16 protein-coding genes and 1 tRNA gene are annotated in these 13,927 nt (G+C 64.6%); 13 read left to right on the top strand and 4 right to left on the bottom strand.

The genetic code is table 11. The annotated features are described in order from the left end of the window. Nucleotides 1-70: 70 nt before the first annotated feature. The gene (locus FCS99_RS12185; RefSeq protein ID WP_171036361.1) at nt 71-934 is read left to right on the top strand and encodes a tetratricopeptide repeat protein; all 864 of its coding nucleotides are present in this window, start codon (nt 71-73) and stop codon (nt 932-934) included. 35 nt (nt 935-969) lie between these two features. Here the strand turns inward: FCS99_RS12185 and FCS99_RS12190 are convergent. Beyond that, nucleotides 970-1,045: transfer RNA gene (locus FCS99_RS12190), tRNA-Ala, on the bottom strand. A gap of 109 nt (nt 1,046-1,154) precedes the next feature. After that, nucleotides 1,155-1,601: a TIGR02300 family protein gene (locus FCS99_RS12195; protein WP_138512927.1), complete on the bottom strand. Its 447-nt coding sequence runs from the start codon at nt 1,599-1,601 to the stop codon at nt 1,155-1,157. Between the two features lie 112 nt (nt 1,602-1,713). Here FCS99_RS12195 and aroA point away from each other — a divergent pair, with 112 nt between their 5' ends. The 5 genes from aroA to FCS99_RS12220 all read left to right on the top strand — a co-directional run bounded on the left by aroA (nt 1,714) and on the right by FCS99_RS12220 (nt 6,788). After that, the gene (gene aroA / locus FCS99_RS12200; RefSeq protein ID WP_138512929.1) at nt 1,714-3,054 is read left to right on the top strand and encodes a 3-phosphoshikimate 1-carboxyvinyltransferase; all 1,341 of its coding nucleotides are present in this window, start codon (nt 1,714-1,716) and stop codon (nt 3,052-3,054) included. 1 nt (nt 3,055) lies between these two features. Beyond that, nucleotides 3,056-3,682 carry a (d)CMP kinase gene (gene cmk / locus FCS99_RS12205; RefSeq protein WP_138512931.1) on the top strand — a complete coding sequence of 209 codons (627 nt, stop codon included), beginning with the start codon at nt 3,056-3,058 and terminating at the stop codon, nt 3,680-3,682. 97 nt (nt 3,683-3,779) lie between these two features. Beyond that, the gene (gene rpsA, locus FCS99_RS12210) at nt 3,780-5,564 is read left to right on the top strand and encodes a 30S ribosomal protein S1 (protein WP_267899623.1); all 1,785 of its coding nucleotides are present in this window, start codon (nt 3,780-3,782) and stop codon (nt 5,562-5,564) included. 125 nt (nt 5,565-5,689) lie between these two features. Further along, nucleotides 5,690-5,998, top strand: a complete 309-nt coding sequence (locus FCS99_RS12215; protein WP_138512935.1) for an integration host factor subunit beta — start codon at nt 5,690-5,692, stop codon at nt 5,996-5,998. 205 nt (nt 5,999-6,203) lie between these two features. After that, entirely contained in the window at nt 6,204-6,788 is a 585-nt protein-coding gene (locus FCS99_RS12220) for a putative metalloprotease CJM1_0395 family protein (protein WP_233352792.1), read from the top strand. Here the strand turns inward: FCS99_RS12220 and FCS99_RS12225 are convergent. Then, nucleotides 6,785-6,964 carry a hypothetical protein gene (locus tag FCS99_RS12225; protein WP_138512939.1) on the bottom strand — a complete coding sequence of 60 codons (180 nt, stop codon included), beginning with the start codon at nt 6,962-6,964 and terminating at the stop codon, nt 6,785-6,787. The two genes, FCS99_RS12220 and FCS99_RS12225, sit on opposite strands and share 4 nt — an antisense overlap. Before the next feature lie 63 nt (nt 6,965-7,027). Between FCS99_RS12225 and FCS99_RS12230 the strand changes: the two genes are divergently transcribed. The 7 genes from FCS99_RS12230 to FCS99_RS12260 all read left to right on the top strand — a co-directional run bounded on the left by FCS99_RS12230 (nt 7,028) and on the right by FCS99_RS12260 (nt 13,525). After that, complete coding sequence (locus tag FCS99_RS12230) at nt 7,028-7,999, top strand: LysR substrate-binding domain-containing protein (protein WP_138512941.1); 972 nt, start codon at nt 7,028-7,030, stop codon at nt 7,997-7,999. 18 nt (nt 8,000-8,017) lie between these two features. Further along, the gene (locus FCS99_RS12235; RefSeq protein ID WP_138512943.1) at nt 8,018-8,662 is read left to right on the top strand and encodes a phosphoribosylanthranilate isomerase; all 645 of its coding nucleotides are present in this window, start codon (nt 8,018-8,020) and stop codon (nt 8,660-8,662) included. Nucleotides 8,663-8,693: 31 nt separating this feature from the next. Next, nucleotides 8,694-9,926: a tryptophan synthase subunit beta gene (gene trpB, locus FCS99_RS12240; RefSeq protein WP_138512945.1), complete on the top strand. Its 1,233-nt coding sequence runs from the start codon at nt 8,694-8,696 to the stop codon at nt 9,924-9,926. Continuing rightward, nucleotides 9,927-10,715, top strand: a complete 789-nt coding sequence (trpA, locus tag FCS99_RS12245; protein WP_138512947.1) for a tryptophan synthase subunit alpha — start codon at nt 9,927-9,929, stop codon at nt 10,713-10,715. Between the two features lie 60 nt (nt 10,716-10,775). Beyond that, the gene (accD, locus tag FCS99_RS12250) at nt 10,776-11,690 is read left to right on the top strand and encodes an acetyl-CoA carboxylase, carboxyltransferase subunit beta (RefSeq protein ID WP_138513169.1); all 915 of its coding nucleotides are present in this window, start codon (nt 10,776-10,778) and stop codon (nt 11,688-11,690) included. Next, nucleotides 11,686-13,008, top strand: a complete 1,323-nt coding sequence (locus FCS99_RS12255; RefSeq protein WP_407658287.1) for a bifunctional folylpolyglutamate synthase/dihydrofolate synthase — start codon at nt 11,686-11,688, stop codon at nt 13,006-13,008. The genes accD and FCS99_RS12255 overlap by 5 nt, the downstream gene beginning before the upstream one ends. Nucleotides 13,009-13,171: 163 nt before the next feature. After that, on the top strand, nt 13,172-13,525 hold the full coding sequence (locus FCS99_RS12260; protein ID WP_138513171.1) for a cupin domain-containing protein: 354 nt from the start codon (nt 13,172-13,174) through the stop codon (nt 13,523-13,525). Between the two features lie 81 nt (nt 13,526-13,606). Here the strand turns inward: FCS99_RS12260 and trxA are convergent, their stop codons facing one another. Then, on the bottom strand, nt 13,607-13,927 hold the full coding sequence (gene trxA / locus FCS99_RS12265) for a thioredoxin TrxA (RefSeq protein ID WP_138512951.1): 321 nt from the start codon (nt 13,925-13,927) through the stop codon (nt 13,607-13,609).

Below are 13,927 nucleotides of genomic sequence, written 5' to 3' on the forward strand. Positions count from 1 at the left end.
CGGCGGTCATGCCGCGTTCAGCTGCTGCCTGTTCTTCTCCTGCCAAGACATGCAAGCGGGAGACCCTGTCATGATGCGTGCAACCCTGTGCGCCCTCAGCCTGGCCCTGAGCGCCGGCACCCTGTCCGCACAGACCGATATCGCCAGCCTGCGCAGCGCGGCCGAGGCCGGCGATGCCGAAGCCGCCTTCGACTATGGCTATGAACTGACCTTTCCCGAGACCGGCACTCCCGACTTTGACACCGGCCGCTACTGGCTGACCCGGGCCGCCGATGCGGACCTCGCCCATGCCAATTACATGCTCGGCCAGATCTATCTGGACGGGATCGGCACCGAGGCCGACCCGGACCGGGCCCGCGCCTTTTTCGAACTGGCCTGGCAGGCCGGGGACCCGGCCGCCGGCTACGCCCTCGCCGAGCTGCTACTCTATGATTATGACGGTGAGCGTGACGCGGCCTTCATCATCCTGGAGGCTCTGGCCGATGATCCCGGCTTCGGCGCCCTGGCGCGCCTGGCCCAGGCCGACGCCCTTTTCTTCGGGTCCGAAGCGGATGCCGACGCCGTCCGCGCCGTGGACCTGGCCGAGACCGCCATCGCCCTCGATCCCTATCTCACGGACGCGCACTACCTTCTGGGCATAGCCGCCATGGAAGGCCTGGGCCGCGACACCGATCCGGGTGCGGCTCTGGAGCATTGGCGCCTGGGCAGTGAAGCGGGCGACACGCTCGCCATGCTCGCCCTGGCCGATGCCCTTCTGGATGGCGTTGCGGGTGACGCCGACCCGGTCGAAGCCCGCGCCTGGTATGGCGTGGCGGCCACCTTCGGCGATGCGGAAGCCGCAGAGAGTCTGGAAAGCCTCGATGCCAGCCTGCCGCCGGAAACCCTCGCAGCGGCCCGAACCCGGACCGAGACCCTGCTGGCGCAATTCGAATAAGAAAAAACCCCGCCGGAACCGGCGGGGTTTTGACTTGGTGGAGCCAGGCGGAATCGAACCGCCGACCTCTTGAATGCCATTCAAGCGCTCTCCCAACTGAGCTATGGCCCCGAAACTTGTGTCACCGGCTTGGGCCCCGGCGAGGAGCGCGGAAACTAGTCCCGGAATTTGCCGGGATCAAGCCTCTTTTGCGCCCTTTGTGCAGCAGCCTGCAGATGCCTCAGAGGTCCTCATCCTTCTCGATACTGAAGTCGCCGAAATCCTCGTCTTCCTCATCATCGAGCAGAACCGACGTGTCGTCATCATTGTCCGAATCATCGTCGACATCGTCTTCCTCGAAACCGTCCGGCAGATCATCGCTCAGACCCGAGGAATTCTCGTCGTCGTCATCATCATCGTCATCCGGGATGCGATCCGCTTCGGCGTCGACTTCCGGCGTATCGTCGTCCTCGTCGCCATAGCCGTCATCATCGGACGTATCCGGCTGTTTCTTCGGAGCTTCCTCTTCCTCGGGTTCCGGCGCCTTGGCTTTCAGGCGCGGATCCTCGAGTTCCGGATCAAACTCGGTTTCGCATTTCGGACAGCGCGCGGGGCGGCGGCCCAGATCGTAGAATTTAGCCGCACAGCTCGGGCAAGTGCGCTTGGTTCCCAGTTCAGGCTTGGCCATGACTTCCCTTCACAACCATGTTTCGAATTTCGGCGGCACCCGTTGCCACGATCACCGCGCTCTGTCAAAACCTCATCGCCGTCATGTCACCTCAAACCTTGCTTTTCCGTTCATGAGCGAAACTTCTTCCGGTCCGCGCGGCCCCATGCAGGCTCGCCCGGCTGATGGCCTGTCCGGTCGTCTGGCCGCGCCAGGCGACAAATCCGTCTCCCACCGCGCTTTCATCTTCGGCGCCCTGGCCAGGGGTGAAACGCGCATTTCCGGCCTGCTGGAAAGCGAGGACGTGCTCAATACCGGCAAGGCGATGGCCGCCCTCGGTGCCAAGGTCGAGCGCACCGGACCGGGCGCCTGGCAGGTCACCGGCTGCGCCGGCCAATTCTCCACGCCCGCCGTCGCGCTGGATTTCGGCAATGCCGGAACCGGGGTGCGCCTGGTCATGGGTGTCGTGGCCGGCGCCGGTGTCGGCGCGGATTTCATCGGCGATGCCAGCCTGTCCTCCCGCCCCATGCGCCGCGTGACGGACCCGCTGGGCGCCATGGGCGCGCAATTCGAGACCACAGATGGCCGCCTGCCCGCGCATCTGGAACCGTCCCGCCTGCACGGGATCGACTACACGCCGCCGGTCGCCTCGGCCCAGGTGAAGTCCGCCATCCTGCTCGCCGGGCTGGGTGCACAGGGCGAGACCCGGGTCCACGAACCGCAGATCACGCGGGACCATACCGAGACCATGCTGAAGGCCTTCGGCGCCGAGATCGATGTGGCCCGTGACGGCCCGGCCTCGACGATCCGCCTGACAGGCCCGCAAATCCTCACCGCCTGCCCGGTCGATGTACCGGGTGATCCGTCTTCCTCGGCCTTTGCCCTGGTGGCGGCGCTGATCATCCCGGACAGTGAGGTTACGCTGACCGGTGTGATGGACAATCCGGCCCGCACCGGCCTGTTCACGACGCTGCAGGAAATGGGCGCCGATCTCACCCTCACGCCGGGACCGGACATGGCCGGCGAGAAAACCATGACGATCACGGCGCGCACTTCGGCGCTCAAGGGAATCGAAGTCCCCGCCGAGCGCGCACCGGCGATGATCGACGAATATCCGATCCTGTCCGTGGCGGCGGCCTTCGCGGAGGGCACGACCTTCATGCCGGGCCTGGAAGAGCTGCGCGCCAAGGAAAGCGACCGTCTGGCCGGAACCGCGGCCCTGCTCGCCGCCAGCGGTGTCCGGGTCGAGGCCGGTGAAGACAGCCTTACGGTTCATGGCGCCGGCCTGAAGGGCGTCGAGGGCGGCGGGCAGACCGCCACCCATCACGACCACCGGCTGGCGATGAGCGGCCTGGTCCTGGGCCTGGCCTCGCGCGCGGGCGCGTCCGTGGATGATGTCGCCATGATCGCGACCAGCTATCCGGACTTCTTTGATCACATGCGCACGCTCGGTGCCGTACTGGAGCCGGTGTGAGATGATCATCGCCGTCGATGGTCCTCTCGCTTCCGGCAAGGGCACGATCGCCCGGGCCCTGGCGGCGCGCTTCGGCCTGCCACATCTGGACACCGGCACGCTCTACCGGGCGACCGGACTGGCCGTGATGGATACCCGGACCGACCCGGCCGATGTCGAAGCCTGCGCCAAGCTGGCGCGCAATCTGAACATCAACCGGATCGACGCCGACCGGATCCGCACCGCCGAGGCCGGCGCGATGGCATCCAAGGTCGCCTCCATCCCGCAGGTCCGGGAGGCCCTGTTCGAGCTGCAACGCAGTTTTGCCAACCAGCCGGGTGGCGCGATCCTGGACGGACGCGATATCGGCACGGTGATCTGTCCGGACGCCGAGGTGAAGCTCTATGTGACCGCCGATGCCGAGACCCGGGCCCGGCGACGCTGGGAAGAATTGCGCGCCCGCGGCGAGATGCTGAGCTATGACGACATGCTCGCCCAGACCCTAGAACGGGACCGCCGCGACGCCGGCCGGGCCGATGCGCCCATGCGGGCCGCAGAGGACGCGACCTTGCTTGATACGTCATCCTTGAGTATAGACGCCGCCGTTGCCCAAGCGATCCGCATTGTGGAAAAGCGCCAAAAAGCCTGACGCTTTAAACGTTAGGGCAGCAAGAAAGCCGGGTGTTTGGGACGGGATCTCGCGGCATCGAATGATGCAGCGACCTTGTCACACGCCCATTTGTACAATGTCCAACCGGCCGATATCGGCCAAGCGGTGCGCGCCTCTTTCTTACGCAACAGCGTTCGCCGCCTCGGAGCAACCCTTTAACATGTCTACAGAATCTCTCACCCCGTCGACTGATGATTTCGCCGCAATGCTCGAAGCGAGCCTGGCCGGCCGTGATCTGGCCGAAGGCCAAGTCGTCAAAGGTACCGTGACCTCGATCGAAAATGATGTCGTGGTCGTCGATGTTGGCCTCAAGACCGAAGGCCGCATCCCGATGCGCGAATTCACGGGCCCGGGCTCGGAAGCCCCCAAGGCGGGTGACGAAGTCGAAGTTTACCTGGAGCGCATCGAAAACGCGCTCGGTGATGCCATCCTGTCGCGCGACAAAGCCCGCCGCGAGGAAAGCTGGGATCGCCTCGAAAAGTCCTTCGAAAAGAAAGAGCCGGTCAACGGCGCCATCGTCGGCCGCGTCAAGGGCGGCTTCACGGTGGATCTGGGCGGTGCCTCGGCCTTCCTGCCGGGCTCCCAGGTCGACATCCGTCCTGTGCGCGATGTGGGTCCGCTGATGAACCAGGAACAGCCGTTCGCGATCCTGAAAATGGACCGTCCGCGCGGCAATATCGTGGTGTCCCGCCGCGCCGTTCTGGAAGAAAGCCGTGCCGAACAGCGCGCCGAGCTCGTTGGCCAGCTGGCCGAGGGCGAAGCCCGCGAAGGCGTCGTCAAGAACATCACCGATTACGGTGCGTTCGTTGACCTGGGCGGCATTGACGGCCTGCTGCACGTCACGGACATGTCCTGGAGCCGCGTCGGCCACCCGTCTGAAGTGGTGGAAGTCGGCCAGACGGTCAAAGTCCAGATCATCAAGATCAACAAGGAAACCCAGCGTATCTCGCTCGGCATGAAGCAGCTGATGTCGGATCCGTGGGAAGGCGTTGCCGCCAAGTATCCGGTTGGCGCGACCTTCGAAGGCCGTGTCACGAACATCGCCGAATACGGTGCCTTCGTTGAGCTGGAAGAAGGCGTTGAAGGCCTGGTCCACGTCTCCGAGATGTCCTGGACCAAGAAGAACGTCCACCCGGGCAAGATCCTGTCCACCTCGCAAGAAGTGCAGGTCATGGTCCTCGATGTCGACGCCGACAAGCGCCGCATCTCCCTGGGCGTCAAGCAAACCCAGCGCAATCCGTGGGAAGTGTTCGCCGAAACGCACCCGTCCGGTTCCGCCATCAAGGGCGAAATCAAGAACATCACCGAATTCGGTCTGTTCGTTGGCCTGGACGGCGACATCGACGGCATGGTGCACCTCTCCGACATCTCCTGGGAGCAGTCGGGCGAGCAAGCCATCGAAGCCTTCAAGAAGGGCGATGTCGTGGAAGCCAAGGTGCTGGACGTTGATGTCGAGAAGGAGCGCGTCTCCCTGGGCATCAAGCAGCTCGGCGGCGACCCGATGGACAGCTCCGGCGTCAGCCGTGGCGACACCGTCACCTGCACCGTCACCGAGATCACCTCGGGTGGTATCGAAGTGACCTTCGGCGATGAAGGCGGCGTGAAGTCCTTCATCCGCAAGTCCGACCTGTCCCGCGACCGTGCGGAACAGCGTCCGGAACGCTTCGCTGTCGGTGACAAGGTTGATGCCCGCATCACCAACATCGACAAGGCCTCGCGCCGTATCTCCCTGTCCATCAAGGCCCTGGAGATCTCCGAAGAGCGTGAAGCCGTCGAGCAGTACGGTTCCTCCGACGCCGGTGCGTCCCTGGGTGATATCCTGGGTGCGGCCCTGCGCGAGAAGGAAGGCGACGAGGACTAATCCTCAACGTCTCGGAAACGAAGAATCGGCCGGAGTTCACGCTCCGGCCGATTTTTTTGTCAGCATGCATTGACGCCTGCACCGGCAGGCGCAAGGATTAGGCGTTCAGGCGCGGAGGTTTAGCGATGATCAAATCCGAGTTGATCGACAAGCTTGCGGAAGCAAATCCGCATCTCTACCACCGTGACGTAGAGCGTGTGGTGAACACCGTCCTCGATGGCATCACGGACGCGCTCGCCGCAGGTGACCGGGTCGAACTTCGCGGTTTTGGTGCCTTTTCAGTGCGTTGTCGTCCGGCCCGCGTGGGTCGCAATCCCCGCACCGGCGAGAGCGTGGCCGTCAAGGAGAAGCATGTGCCCTTCTTCAAGACCGGCAAGGAATTGCGCGAACGCGTCGACGAATCCCGCGCCAGCGTCCCTGAACTGACCGGCTGATCTGCCGGTTTTCCCTCGCATTTTACCGATTTGGTAGAGCCCGCATTAGGACGTGACGCCGGATAATGGCGTCATGAATGGTGTGTCTGCCTCATCCCTGTCTTCACAATCCGCGTTTGGCGGATGGTCGGCCTCTGTGCCGGCGGCCCCCGTTCAGGCGCCGCCAGGCCCCGAAGCGGACCCGGACAAGTCCGGCGGATTTGACGTGAAATCGCGTCGCCTGGCCCGCCCGGATCCGGCCGGCCGATTGTCCGATGAAGAGCAGGCCCGGGTGGACGCGCTCAAGGCGCGCGACCAGGAAGTCCGGGCCCATGAACGCGCCCACCAGATGGTCGGCGGACAATATGCCGGCGCGGCCAGCTATACATTCGAACAGGGTCCGGACGGGCGATCCTATGCGGTCGGCGGCGAAGTCCCGATCGATGCCAGCGAGATCAAGGGCGATCCGGAAGCCACCATCGAGAAGATGGAACAGGTGAAGGCGGCCGCGCTGGCGCCCGTAGAACCCTCCGGTCAGGACCGCAAGGTGGCGGCCATGGCCGATGCGAAAGCGGCCCAGGCCCGGGCCGAGCTGAACCGGGCCGAGGACGAAGGCGGCGAGGGTGAGCGCGGAACGACGGGGGAGAAGCTCCAGCCCTCACTGTCCCAGCAGATCGCGGAAATGCGCGACACGGAAACACCGGCCAGCCCGTCATCGGCATCAACAGGTCCGGCCGACCTCACCGCCTATGCTGCCCAGGCCTATCGGCATCCGGCCCTGGCAGGCATTGTGAGTCACGGCGGCTTCTAGACCTTGCGGTGCCAGTCCCGCTGGCCATCCATCCAGGCAAAGGCCCCGGTGAGCCATCCCAACCAGCTGCGATCCTGTTTCCAGTAACGCGGATCCGACCCGATCACAGTGGGCGGTGTTTTCTCGATCATGAATTCCATCAGGGTCATGGCGACCTCCGTCATAAGCTTGATCATGACTTAGGTCCGCAAAACCGTCTTGACCAACGCGTTCTCGGGGGTCTCTCATAAAGACCGCTTATGACTGATCTTGCTCCCCTCCCGCCGGTCCAGGCCATTCGCGTCTTCGAGACGGCTGCCCGTCTGGGCAATTTCACCCGCACGGGGGAGGCGCTGGGCATGACCCAGGCGGCGGTGAGCTATCAAATCAAACTGCTGGAGGACCGGCTCGGCTTTGCCCTGTTCGAGCGCAAGGCGCGCCATGTCGAACTCACCGCGCGGGGCGCCCAGCTGGCACGGGGCACGTCCGAAGCCTTCCGCCTGCTGGAACGCACCTTCCGCGAAGTGCGCGAGGACCGGGCCAGTGTACTGTCGGTCACCGCCCTGCCGACCTTCTGCTCCAACTGGCTGGTGCCGCGGATCGGCGGCTTCCAGCTCGCCCACCCGGAGCTCGCCGTGCGCATCGACAGCCGATCCGACCTGGTCGACATCAAGGCCGGCGAGGCGGATATCGGCATCCGCATCGGCCAGGGCAATTGGCCCGGCCTGGAGGCGCGTCACCTCTTCCCGGACCGCACCGCCCCGCTGGTGCCGCGCATCGCGCTGGAACGCCACGGCCCGTTCAACCAGCCCGAAGACCTGCTTAAACTGCGACTGTTCGGCCCCATCCACTGGTGGCGGGCCTGGATGGCGGAGGCAGGCGTCGACCCCACCCGCTTGCCTGAGCGCCCCGCCCTGGAACTGGAAACCCAGACCATGGAAGTCTCTGCCGCCATCGCCTCGGGCGATGCCGCAGCGATGGTCACCCCGATCTATTTCGCCGAGCAGATCGCCGCGGGCACACTGATACAGCCTTTCGCCCATGAAAGCGCGCACACCCATTCCCACTATCTCGTCTTCGATCCGGCCCGCGCCCGGGAGCCCAAGATCAAGGCCTTCATAGAATGGCTGCTCTTCCAGCCCATGGCCTTCTGCCTCAACCGCCCCCAACCTGCCTTCCCCGAAGCCGGAGAAGCGGTTCACTCACCCCCAAGCTTCCCCTCCTCCCGATAAACCGCTAACGGTCGGGGCATGACCCAGATCAAGTTCTGCGGATTGAAGACCGGACGGGATGTGGCAGCGGCCGAGGCGGCGGGGGCGGCCTGGACCGGCTTTGTCATTTTCGAGAAGAGCCCGCGGCATGTCTCGCCCTCCCTGGCCGGCGAATTGGCGCATCTGGCGAAGAACAGCCAGACCGTCGCCGTGACGGTAAATCCCGATGATGATCTGCTGGCCCGCATCCGCGACGCCATGCATCCCGACTGGATCCAGTTGCACGGTTCGGAGAGCCCGCAGCGCGTCGTACAGGCGCGCGCCTATGCAAAGCGCGGTGTTATCAAGGCCTTGCCGGTGGCTGACGCGAGCGACCTGGACGCCGCAAAAGCCTATGACCGGATTGCCGACATGCTCCTGTTTGACGCGAAACCGCCGAAAGGGGCCGACCGGCCCGGCGGGCATGGCGTGGGCTATGATTATGCGCTGCTGAAATCGCTGCAGATTTCCGTGCCCTGGCTCTTGTCCGGGGGGCTTGATGCCACCAATGTCGCTGCCGCTGTATCCCAAGCGGGGGCCCAGGCGGTGGATGTCTCGTCCGGCATCGAATCCGCGCCCGGCGTGAAGGATGCGGACAAGATCGCCGCCTTCGCCTCGGCGCTGGCGGTGCCCACACAAGCCTAGCGATCTGTCAGGCCGTCAAAAGGAGAGTGCCATGAGCGAAACCGTGTCCGCCGATACACGCCCGAATGCGCTCTCGGCCTGGCCGGACAAGAAGGGCCGGTTTGGCGATTATGGCGGCCGTTTCGTCGCCGAAACATTGATGCCGAACATTCTGGAACTCGAGGCGGCCTATGAAGCCGCCAAGAAGGATCCGGACTTCAAGGCCCAGATGGACCTCTTCCTGAAGGATTATGTCGGCAAGCCCAGCCCGATCTATTTCGCGGAACGCCTGACCGAAGAGTTCGGCGGCGCGCAGGTCTGGTTCAAGCGCGACGAGCTGAACCATACGGGCAGCCACAAGATCAACAACTGCCTCGGCCAGGTCCTTTTGGCCAAGCGCATGGGCAAGACCCGGATCATCGCCGAGACCGGCGCCGGCCAGCACGGCGTGGCGACGGCCACCGTGGCGGCCCGGTTCGGCATTCCCTGCACCGTCTTCATGGGCGCCACCGATGTGGAACGCCAGGCGCCGAACGTGTTCCGCATGAAACTGCTGGGCGCGGAAGTCGTGCCGGTCACCTCCGGCACGGGCACGCTGAAGGACGCCATGAATGAGGCCCTGCGCGACTGGGTGACGAATGTGAAGGACACTTTCTACGTCATCGGCACGGTCGCCGGCCCGCACCCCTATCCGGCCATGGTCCGCGATTTCCAGTCCATCATCGGCCGCGAAGCCCGCGCCCAGATGAAGGAGCGCCTGGGCCGCCTGCCCGATGCCTGCGTCGCCTGTATCGGGGGCGGCTCCAATGCGATGGGCCTCTTCCATCCCTTCATCGAGGATGAGGAAGTGCGCCTGATCGGCGTCGAGGCGGCCGGCCACGGCATCGAAACCGGTGAGCACGCCGCGTCTCTGAAGGGTGGCAAGCCGGGCATCCTGCACGGGAACAAGACCTATCTCCTGCAGGATGATGACGGGCAGATCATCGACGCCCACTCCATCTCGGCCGGTCTGGACTATCCCGGTATCGGCCCGGAACACGCCTTCCTGCACGACGCCAAGCGCGCCGAATACGTCTCCGCGACGGATGATGAGGCGATGGAAATGTTCCAGCTCTGCACCAAGCTGGAAGGCATCATCCCCGCCCTGGAACCCAGCCACGCCCTGGCCCGCGTCCGCGATCTGGCCAAGGAGCTGGGCAAGGACGGCATCATCCTGATGAATATGTGCGGCCGCGGCGACAAGGACGTCCCGCAAGTCGCGCGCATGCTGGGGGTGGAGCTCTAGATGACCAATCGCCTCACCACCCGTTTCGCCGAGCTGTCCGCCTATAATCGTGCCGGTTTCGTTGCCTACATGATGGCCGGGGATGGCGACAGCCAGGCCTTGCTGAATGCGCTGCCGGCGGCCGGCGCCGATGTGATCGAGCTGGGCATGCCCTTCACCGATCCGATGGCCGATGGCGCCGCCATTCAGGCCTCGGCCCTGCGCGCGCTGGATGCCGGCATGACACTGAAGAAGACGCTGGACCAGGCGGCGACCTTCCGCAAGACCGACAAGTCCACGCCGATCGTGCTGATGGGCTATGCCAATCCGATCCATCACATGGGCTGGGACAAGTTCGCCAAGGCCGCCGGAAAGGCCGGTGTCGACGGGCTGATCTGTGTCGACGTGCCGCCGGAAGAGGATGAAGACCTCCGCACCGCGCTGGACAAGCACGGCATCGCCCTGATCCGCCTGGCCACGCCGACGACGGACGACAAGCGTCTGGCCACGGTTGTCGCCAATACGGCGGGTTTTGTTTATTACGTCTCCACGACAGGTGTGACCGGCGCCGGAACCGGAGCCGTCACCGAAGTCAGCGAAGCGGTGGCCCGGGTCCAGAAAGCCTCGGGTCTGCCGGTCGCGGTAGGCTTTGGTGTACGCGAACCGGAACAGGCCTCGGCCATTGCGAAACATGCTGACGCTGTGGTTGTCGGCTCGGCGATTGTCGACGCGATGCACGAAGGTGGTGTCACGGGCGCGACAGACTTGGTAAAGCGCCTGTCTTCTGCGGTTCACACCGCGCGTCGCTAGCGGCAACAGGCAGCATCAGGGCTTTGGGGGCCTTTGATAATGAGTGAACAGGATTCAGGCATGAACTGGCTGACCAAGATCACCCCTCCGGGGATGTCGAAAATCTTCTCCAAGCGGGACACGCCTGACAATCTCTGGGTCAAATGCCCCAAGACCGGTGAAATGGTCTTCCACAAGGACCTGGAAGCCGGCCTCTTCGTGACCCCGGGCGGCCACCACATGCGTATCGGCCCGTCCTGGCGCTTCCAGTTCACCTTCGATGGTGAGTTCAAGGAACTCGACACGCCGGAAGTGCCGCGCGACCCGCTGAAATTCAAGGACGACAAGCCCTACACCTCGCGCATCCAAGCCGCGCGCAAGAAGACGGGTCGCGACGACGCGATGGCGATTGCCGTCGGTCATATCGACGGTCTGGAAAGCGTTGTTCTGGTCCAGAATTTTGCCTTCATGGGCGGCTCGCTCGGCATGGCCGCGGGTGAGAGCTTCATCAAGGCGGCCGAGGAAGCCGTGAAGCGCAAGGCGCCGCTCGTCGTCTATACCGCCGCCGGTGGCGCGCGCATGCAGGAAGGTGCCCTGTCACTGATGCAGATGCCGCGCACCACGATTGCCGTGGAAATGCTGCGCGAGGCGGGCCTGCCCTATATCGTCGTCCTGACCGACCCGACCACGGGCGGCGTGACCGCCTCCTACGCCATGCTGGGTGATGTCCATATCGCCGAGCCGGGTGCCCTGGTGGGCTTTGCCGGCCCGCGCGTCATCGAGCAGACGATCCGCGAGAAACTGCCGGAGGGCTTCCAGCGCTCCGAGTATCTGCTGGAAAAAGGCATGGTCGACAAAGTCGTGCATCGCCGGGACATTCCGGCTACACTGGGTCGGCTTTTGAGGGTCATGATGAAACGTCCGGGATCTTCCGTTCGCGCCAGCCTGACACCGCCGCCTGCTGATCATGTGGTCGCCGACGGGGGTGGCCATTAGCACGCGCCGCCAGGATGTTGACGACGCGCTGGCGCGCCTCGCGCGCCTGCATCCCAAGAAAATTGACCTCTCCCTGGGTCGGCTCCAGCGCTTGCTGACGGCCCTGGGCAATCCTCAGGACAGCCTGCCCCCGACCATCCATGTCGCCGGGACCAACGGCAAGGGCTCGACCTGCGCCTATCTGGCGGAGATGGCCCGCACCAAGGGTGAAAAGGTCCATATCTACACCTCACCCCATCTGGTGGATTTCAACGAGCGCATCCTGCTTGATTCCAGACCGGTGGATGATCAATTGCTGATCGAGGCCTTTGCCCGCTGCGAGGCCGCGAATTTCGGCGAGCCGATCACCTTTTTCGAGATCACGACGGCGGCGGCCCTCCTCCTCTTTTCCGAACATCCGGCCGACCGGCTCATCCTGGAAGTGGGCCTGGGCGGGCGGTATGACGCGACCAATGTGATCGGCAAGCCGGCCCTGACCGTGATCACGCCGGTTTCGATGGACCACCAGGAATTCCTCGGCAATGACCTCGCCACAATCGCACGCGAGAAGGCGGGCATCTGCAAATTCGGGGTCCCGGTCGTGATCGGCAGCCAGTCCGACGAGGCCGAGGCCGCCATCCTGGAAGAAGCCCAGAAGGTCGGCGCCCCGCCCTGGGTCTGGGGCCGCGACTATAATGCCTACATGCAGCATGGCCGCCTGGTCTATGAGGACGAGACCCGGGTCTGGGACCTGCCGGCACCCGGTCTGCTGGGCCCGCACCAGATCATGAATGCCGGAGCGGCGGCCGCCTGTGCCGCCATTCTCGGCTGGCCGGAAAGCGCCGCGGCCGGCGGCATCGCCAATGCCAGCTGGCCCGCCCGCCTGCAGAACATCACGCGCGGCCCGCTGGGCGAAATTGCCAGCAAGGCCGGCGCCGAGCTGTGGCTGGATGGCGGTCATAATGAAGCCGCGGCCAAGGCGCTCTCCCATGCGCTGGCCGACATGGATGAACGCGATGAGCGCCCGCTGGTCATCATTGCCGGCTTCTCGCCGAACAAGGATGTGAAGGCCTGGTGCCGGCAATTTGCCGGCCTCGCCCGCCGCATGATCGTGGTGGAATTCAGCTCTGGCCGGGGCGGCTCCCAGTCGGCGCAGGATGTCGTGGCCGCCGCCAAGGCCGCCGGCCTGCATGCTGACCCGGCAGGCGGGCTCATACCCGCCATGAAGAATGCCGCCCGCGAACATCCCGCCCCGCGCATCCTGATCGGCGGCTCCCTCTATCTCGCCGGCGAAGCCCTCGCGCTTGGCGACGCCCCGCCCCACCGCACACCGGGCTAGCCAAGCCGCTTTGACGCCATGCCTTTAACCGCTAGTATGACACCGGTTTCCATAGCCTGGGGAGGATGGGATGAAACCGGTATTTCTGAGTGGTCTGGCCGCGCTTCTTGTGACCGCCTGCGCCGAGGAAGCGGCCACACCGGACACGGTGGAAGCCCGGCCCATGGTCGTGGTCGACCAGAATGATGTGATCCGCGAGGAAGCCCCGCCGCATGGCGCGATCGGGATGAGCACGGCCTACCGGATCTCCGATGTCGCGCCCGGCCGGGCGATGGAATTCCGGATCCGCACCCTGCATGTCGGCGCTGCCATCGGCCTGCACCCGATCTCCCATGACGAGGTCTATTACGTCGTCTCCGGGACCGGCGATGTCACCTCGGACGGAGAAACCGCCCGCATGACCGCCGGCATGGCGGCCTATCTCTATGAGGGCGCCGAAGTGGGCATCGTCCAGGTCGGCGAGGAACCGCTCAGCCTGATCATCGCCTATCCGCTGGCACAACGGCGGCCCGACTAAGAACAACAAACCGACTGGGGACAAAGAAAAACGGGCGCCAAACGGCGCCCGTTTTCATTCAATCCGGAAGGGCCGGTCAGCCTAGAGGCTTTCCTTGACCCATTCGGAGATTTTGCCCTTGGCCATGGCACCGATCTTCGTGGAGACGACCTGGCCGTCCTTGAAGATCATCATGGTCGGGATGCCGCGCACGCCATACTTGCCCGGCGTCATCGGGTGATCGTCGATGTTCACCTTGGCGACGGTCAGCTCACCGGCGAGCTCGTCGGAGATTTCCTCAAGCGCCGGGGCGATCTGTTTGCACGGCCCACACCATTCTGCCCAGAAGTCCACGAGGACCGGGCCGCTGGCATTGATAACGTCGCTTTCGAAGGATTCATCGCTGACCGCTTTGGTCGCCAT

Origin of the sequence: Maricaulis alexandrii (assembly GCF_005871165.1) — a bacterium.
In the GTDB taxonomy this organism is placed as follows: Bacteria; Pseudomonadota; Alphaproteobacteria; order Caulobacterales; family Maricaulaceae; genus Maricaulis; species Maricaulis alexandrii.

What these genes read in the sequence shown, in the direction of transcription:
- accD (WP_138513169.1), top strand. Translation starts at nt 10,776, where the DNA reads ATGAACTGGCTGACCAAGATCACCCCTCCGGGGATGTCGAAAATCTTC.
- FCS99_RS12215 (WP_138512935.1), top strand. Translation starts at nt 5,690, where the DNA reads ATGATCAAATCCGAGTTGATCGACAAGCTTGCGGAAGCAAATCCGCAT.
- FCS99_RS12185 (WP_171036361.1), top strand. Translation starts at nt 71, where the DNA reads ATGATGCGTGCAACCCTGTGCGCCCTCAGCCTGGCCCTGAGCGCCGGC.
- rpsA (WP_267899623.1), top strand. Translation starts at nt 3,780, where the DNA reads ATGTCCAACCGGCCGATATCGGCCAAGCGGTGCGCGCCTCTTTCTTAC.
- trpA (WP_138512947.1), top strand. Translation starts at nt 9,927, where the DNA reads ATGACCAATCGCCTCACCACCCGTTTCGCCGAGCTGTCCGCCTATAAT.
- FCS99_RS12195 (WP_138512927.1), bottom strand. Translation starts at nt 1,601, where the DNA reads ATGGCCAAGCCTGAACTGGGAACCAAGCGCACTTGCCCGAGCTGTGCG.
- trpB (WP_138512945.1), top strand. Translation starts at nt 8,694, where the DNA reads ATGAGCGAAACCGTGTCCGCCGATACACGCCCGAATGCGCTCTCGGCC.
- trxA (WP_138512951.1), bottom strand. Translation starts at nt 13,927, where the DNA reads ATGGCGACCAAAGCGGTCAGCGATGAATCCTTCGAAAGCGACGTTATC.
- FCS99_RS12225 (WP_138512939.1), bottom strand. Translation starts at nt 6,964, where the DNA reads ATGATCAAGCTTATGACGGAGGTCGCCATGACCCTGATGGAATTCATG.
- aroA (WP_138512929.1), top strand. Translation starts at nt 1,714, where the DNA reads ATGAGCGAAACTTCTTCCGGTCCGCGCGGCCCCATGCAGGCTCGCCCG.
- cmk (WP_138512931.1), top strand. Translation starts at nt 3,056, where the DNA reads ATGATCATCGCCGTCGATGGTCCTCTCGCTTCCGGCAAGGGCACGATC.
- FCS99_RS12235 (WP_138512943.1), top strand. Translation starts at nt 8,018, where the DNA reads ATGACCCAGATCAAGTTCTGCGGATTGAAGACCGGACGGGATGTGGCA.
- FCS99_RS12260 (WP_138513171.1), top strand. Translation starts at nt 13,172, where the DNA reads ATGGTCGTGGTCGACCAGAATGATGTGATCCGCGAGGAAGCCCCGCCG.
- FCS99_RS12230 (WP_138512941.1), top strand. Translation starts at nt 7,028, where the DNA reads ATGACTGATCTTGCTCCCCTCCCGCCGGTCCAGGCCATTCGCGTCTTC.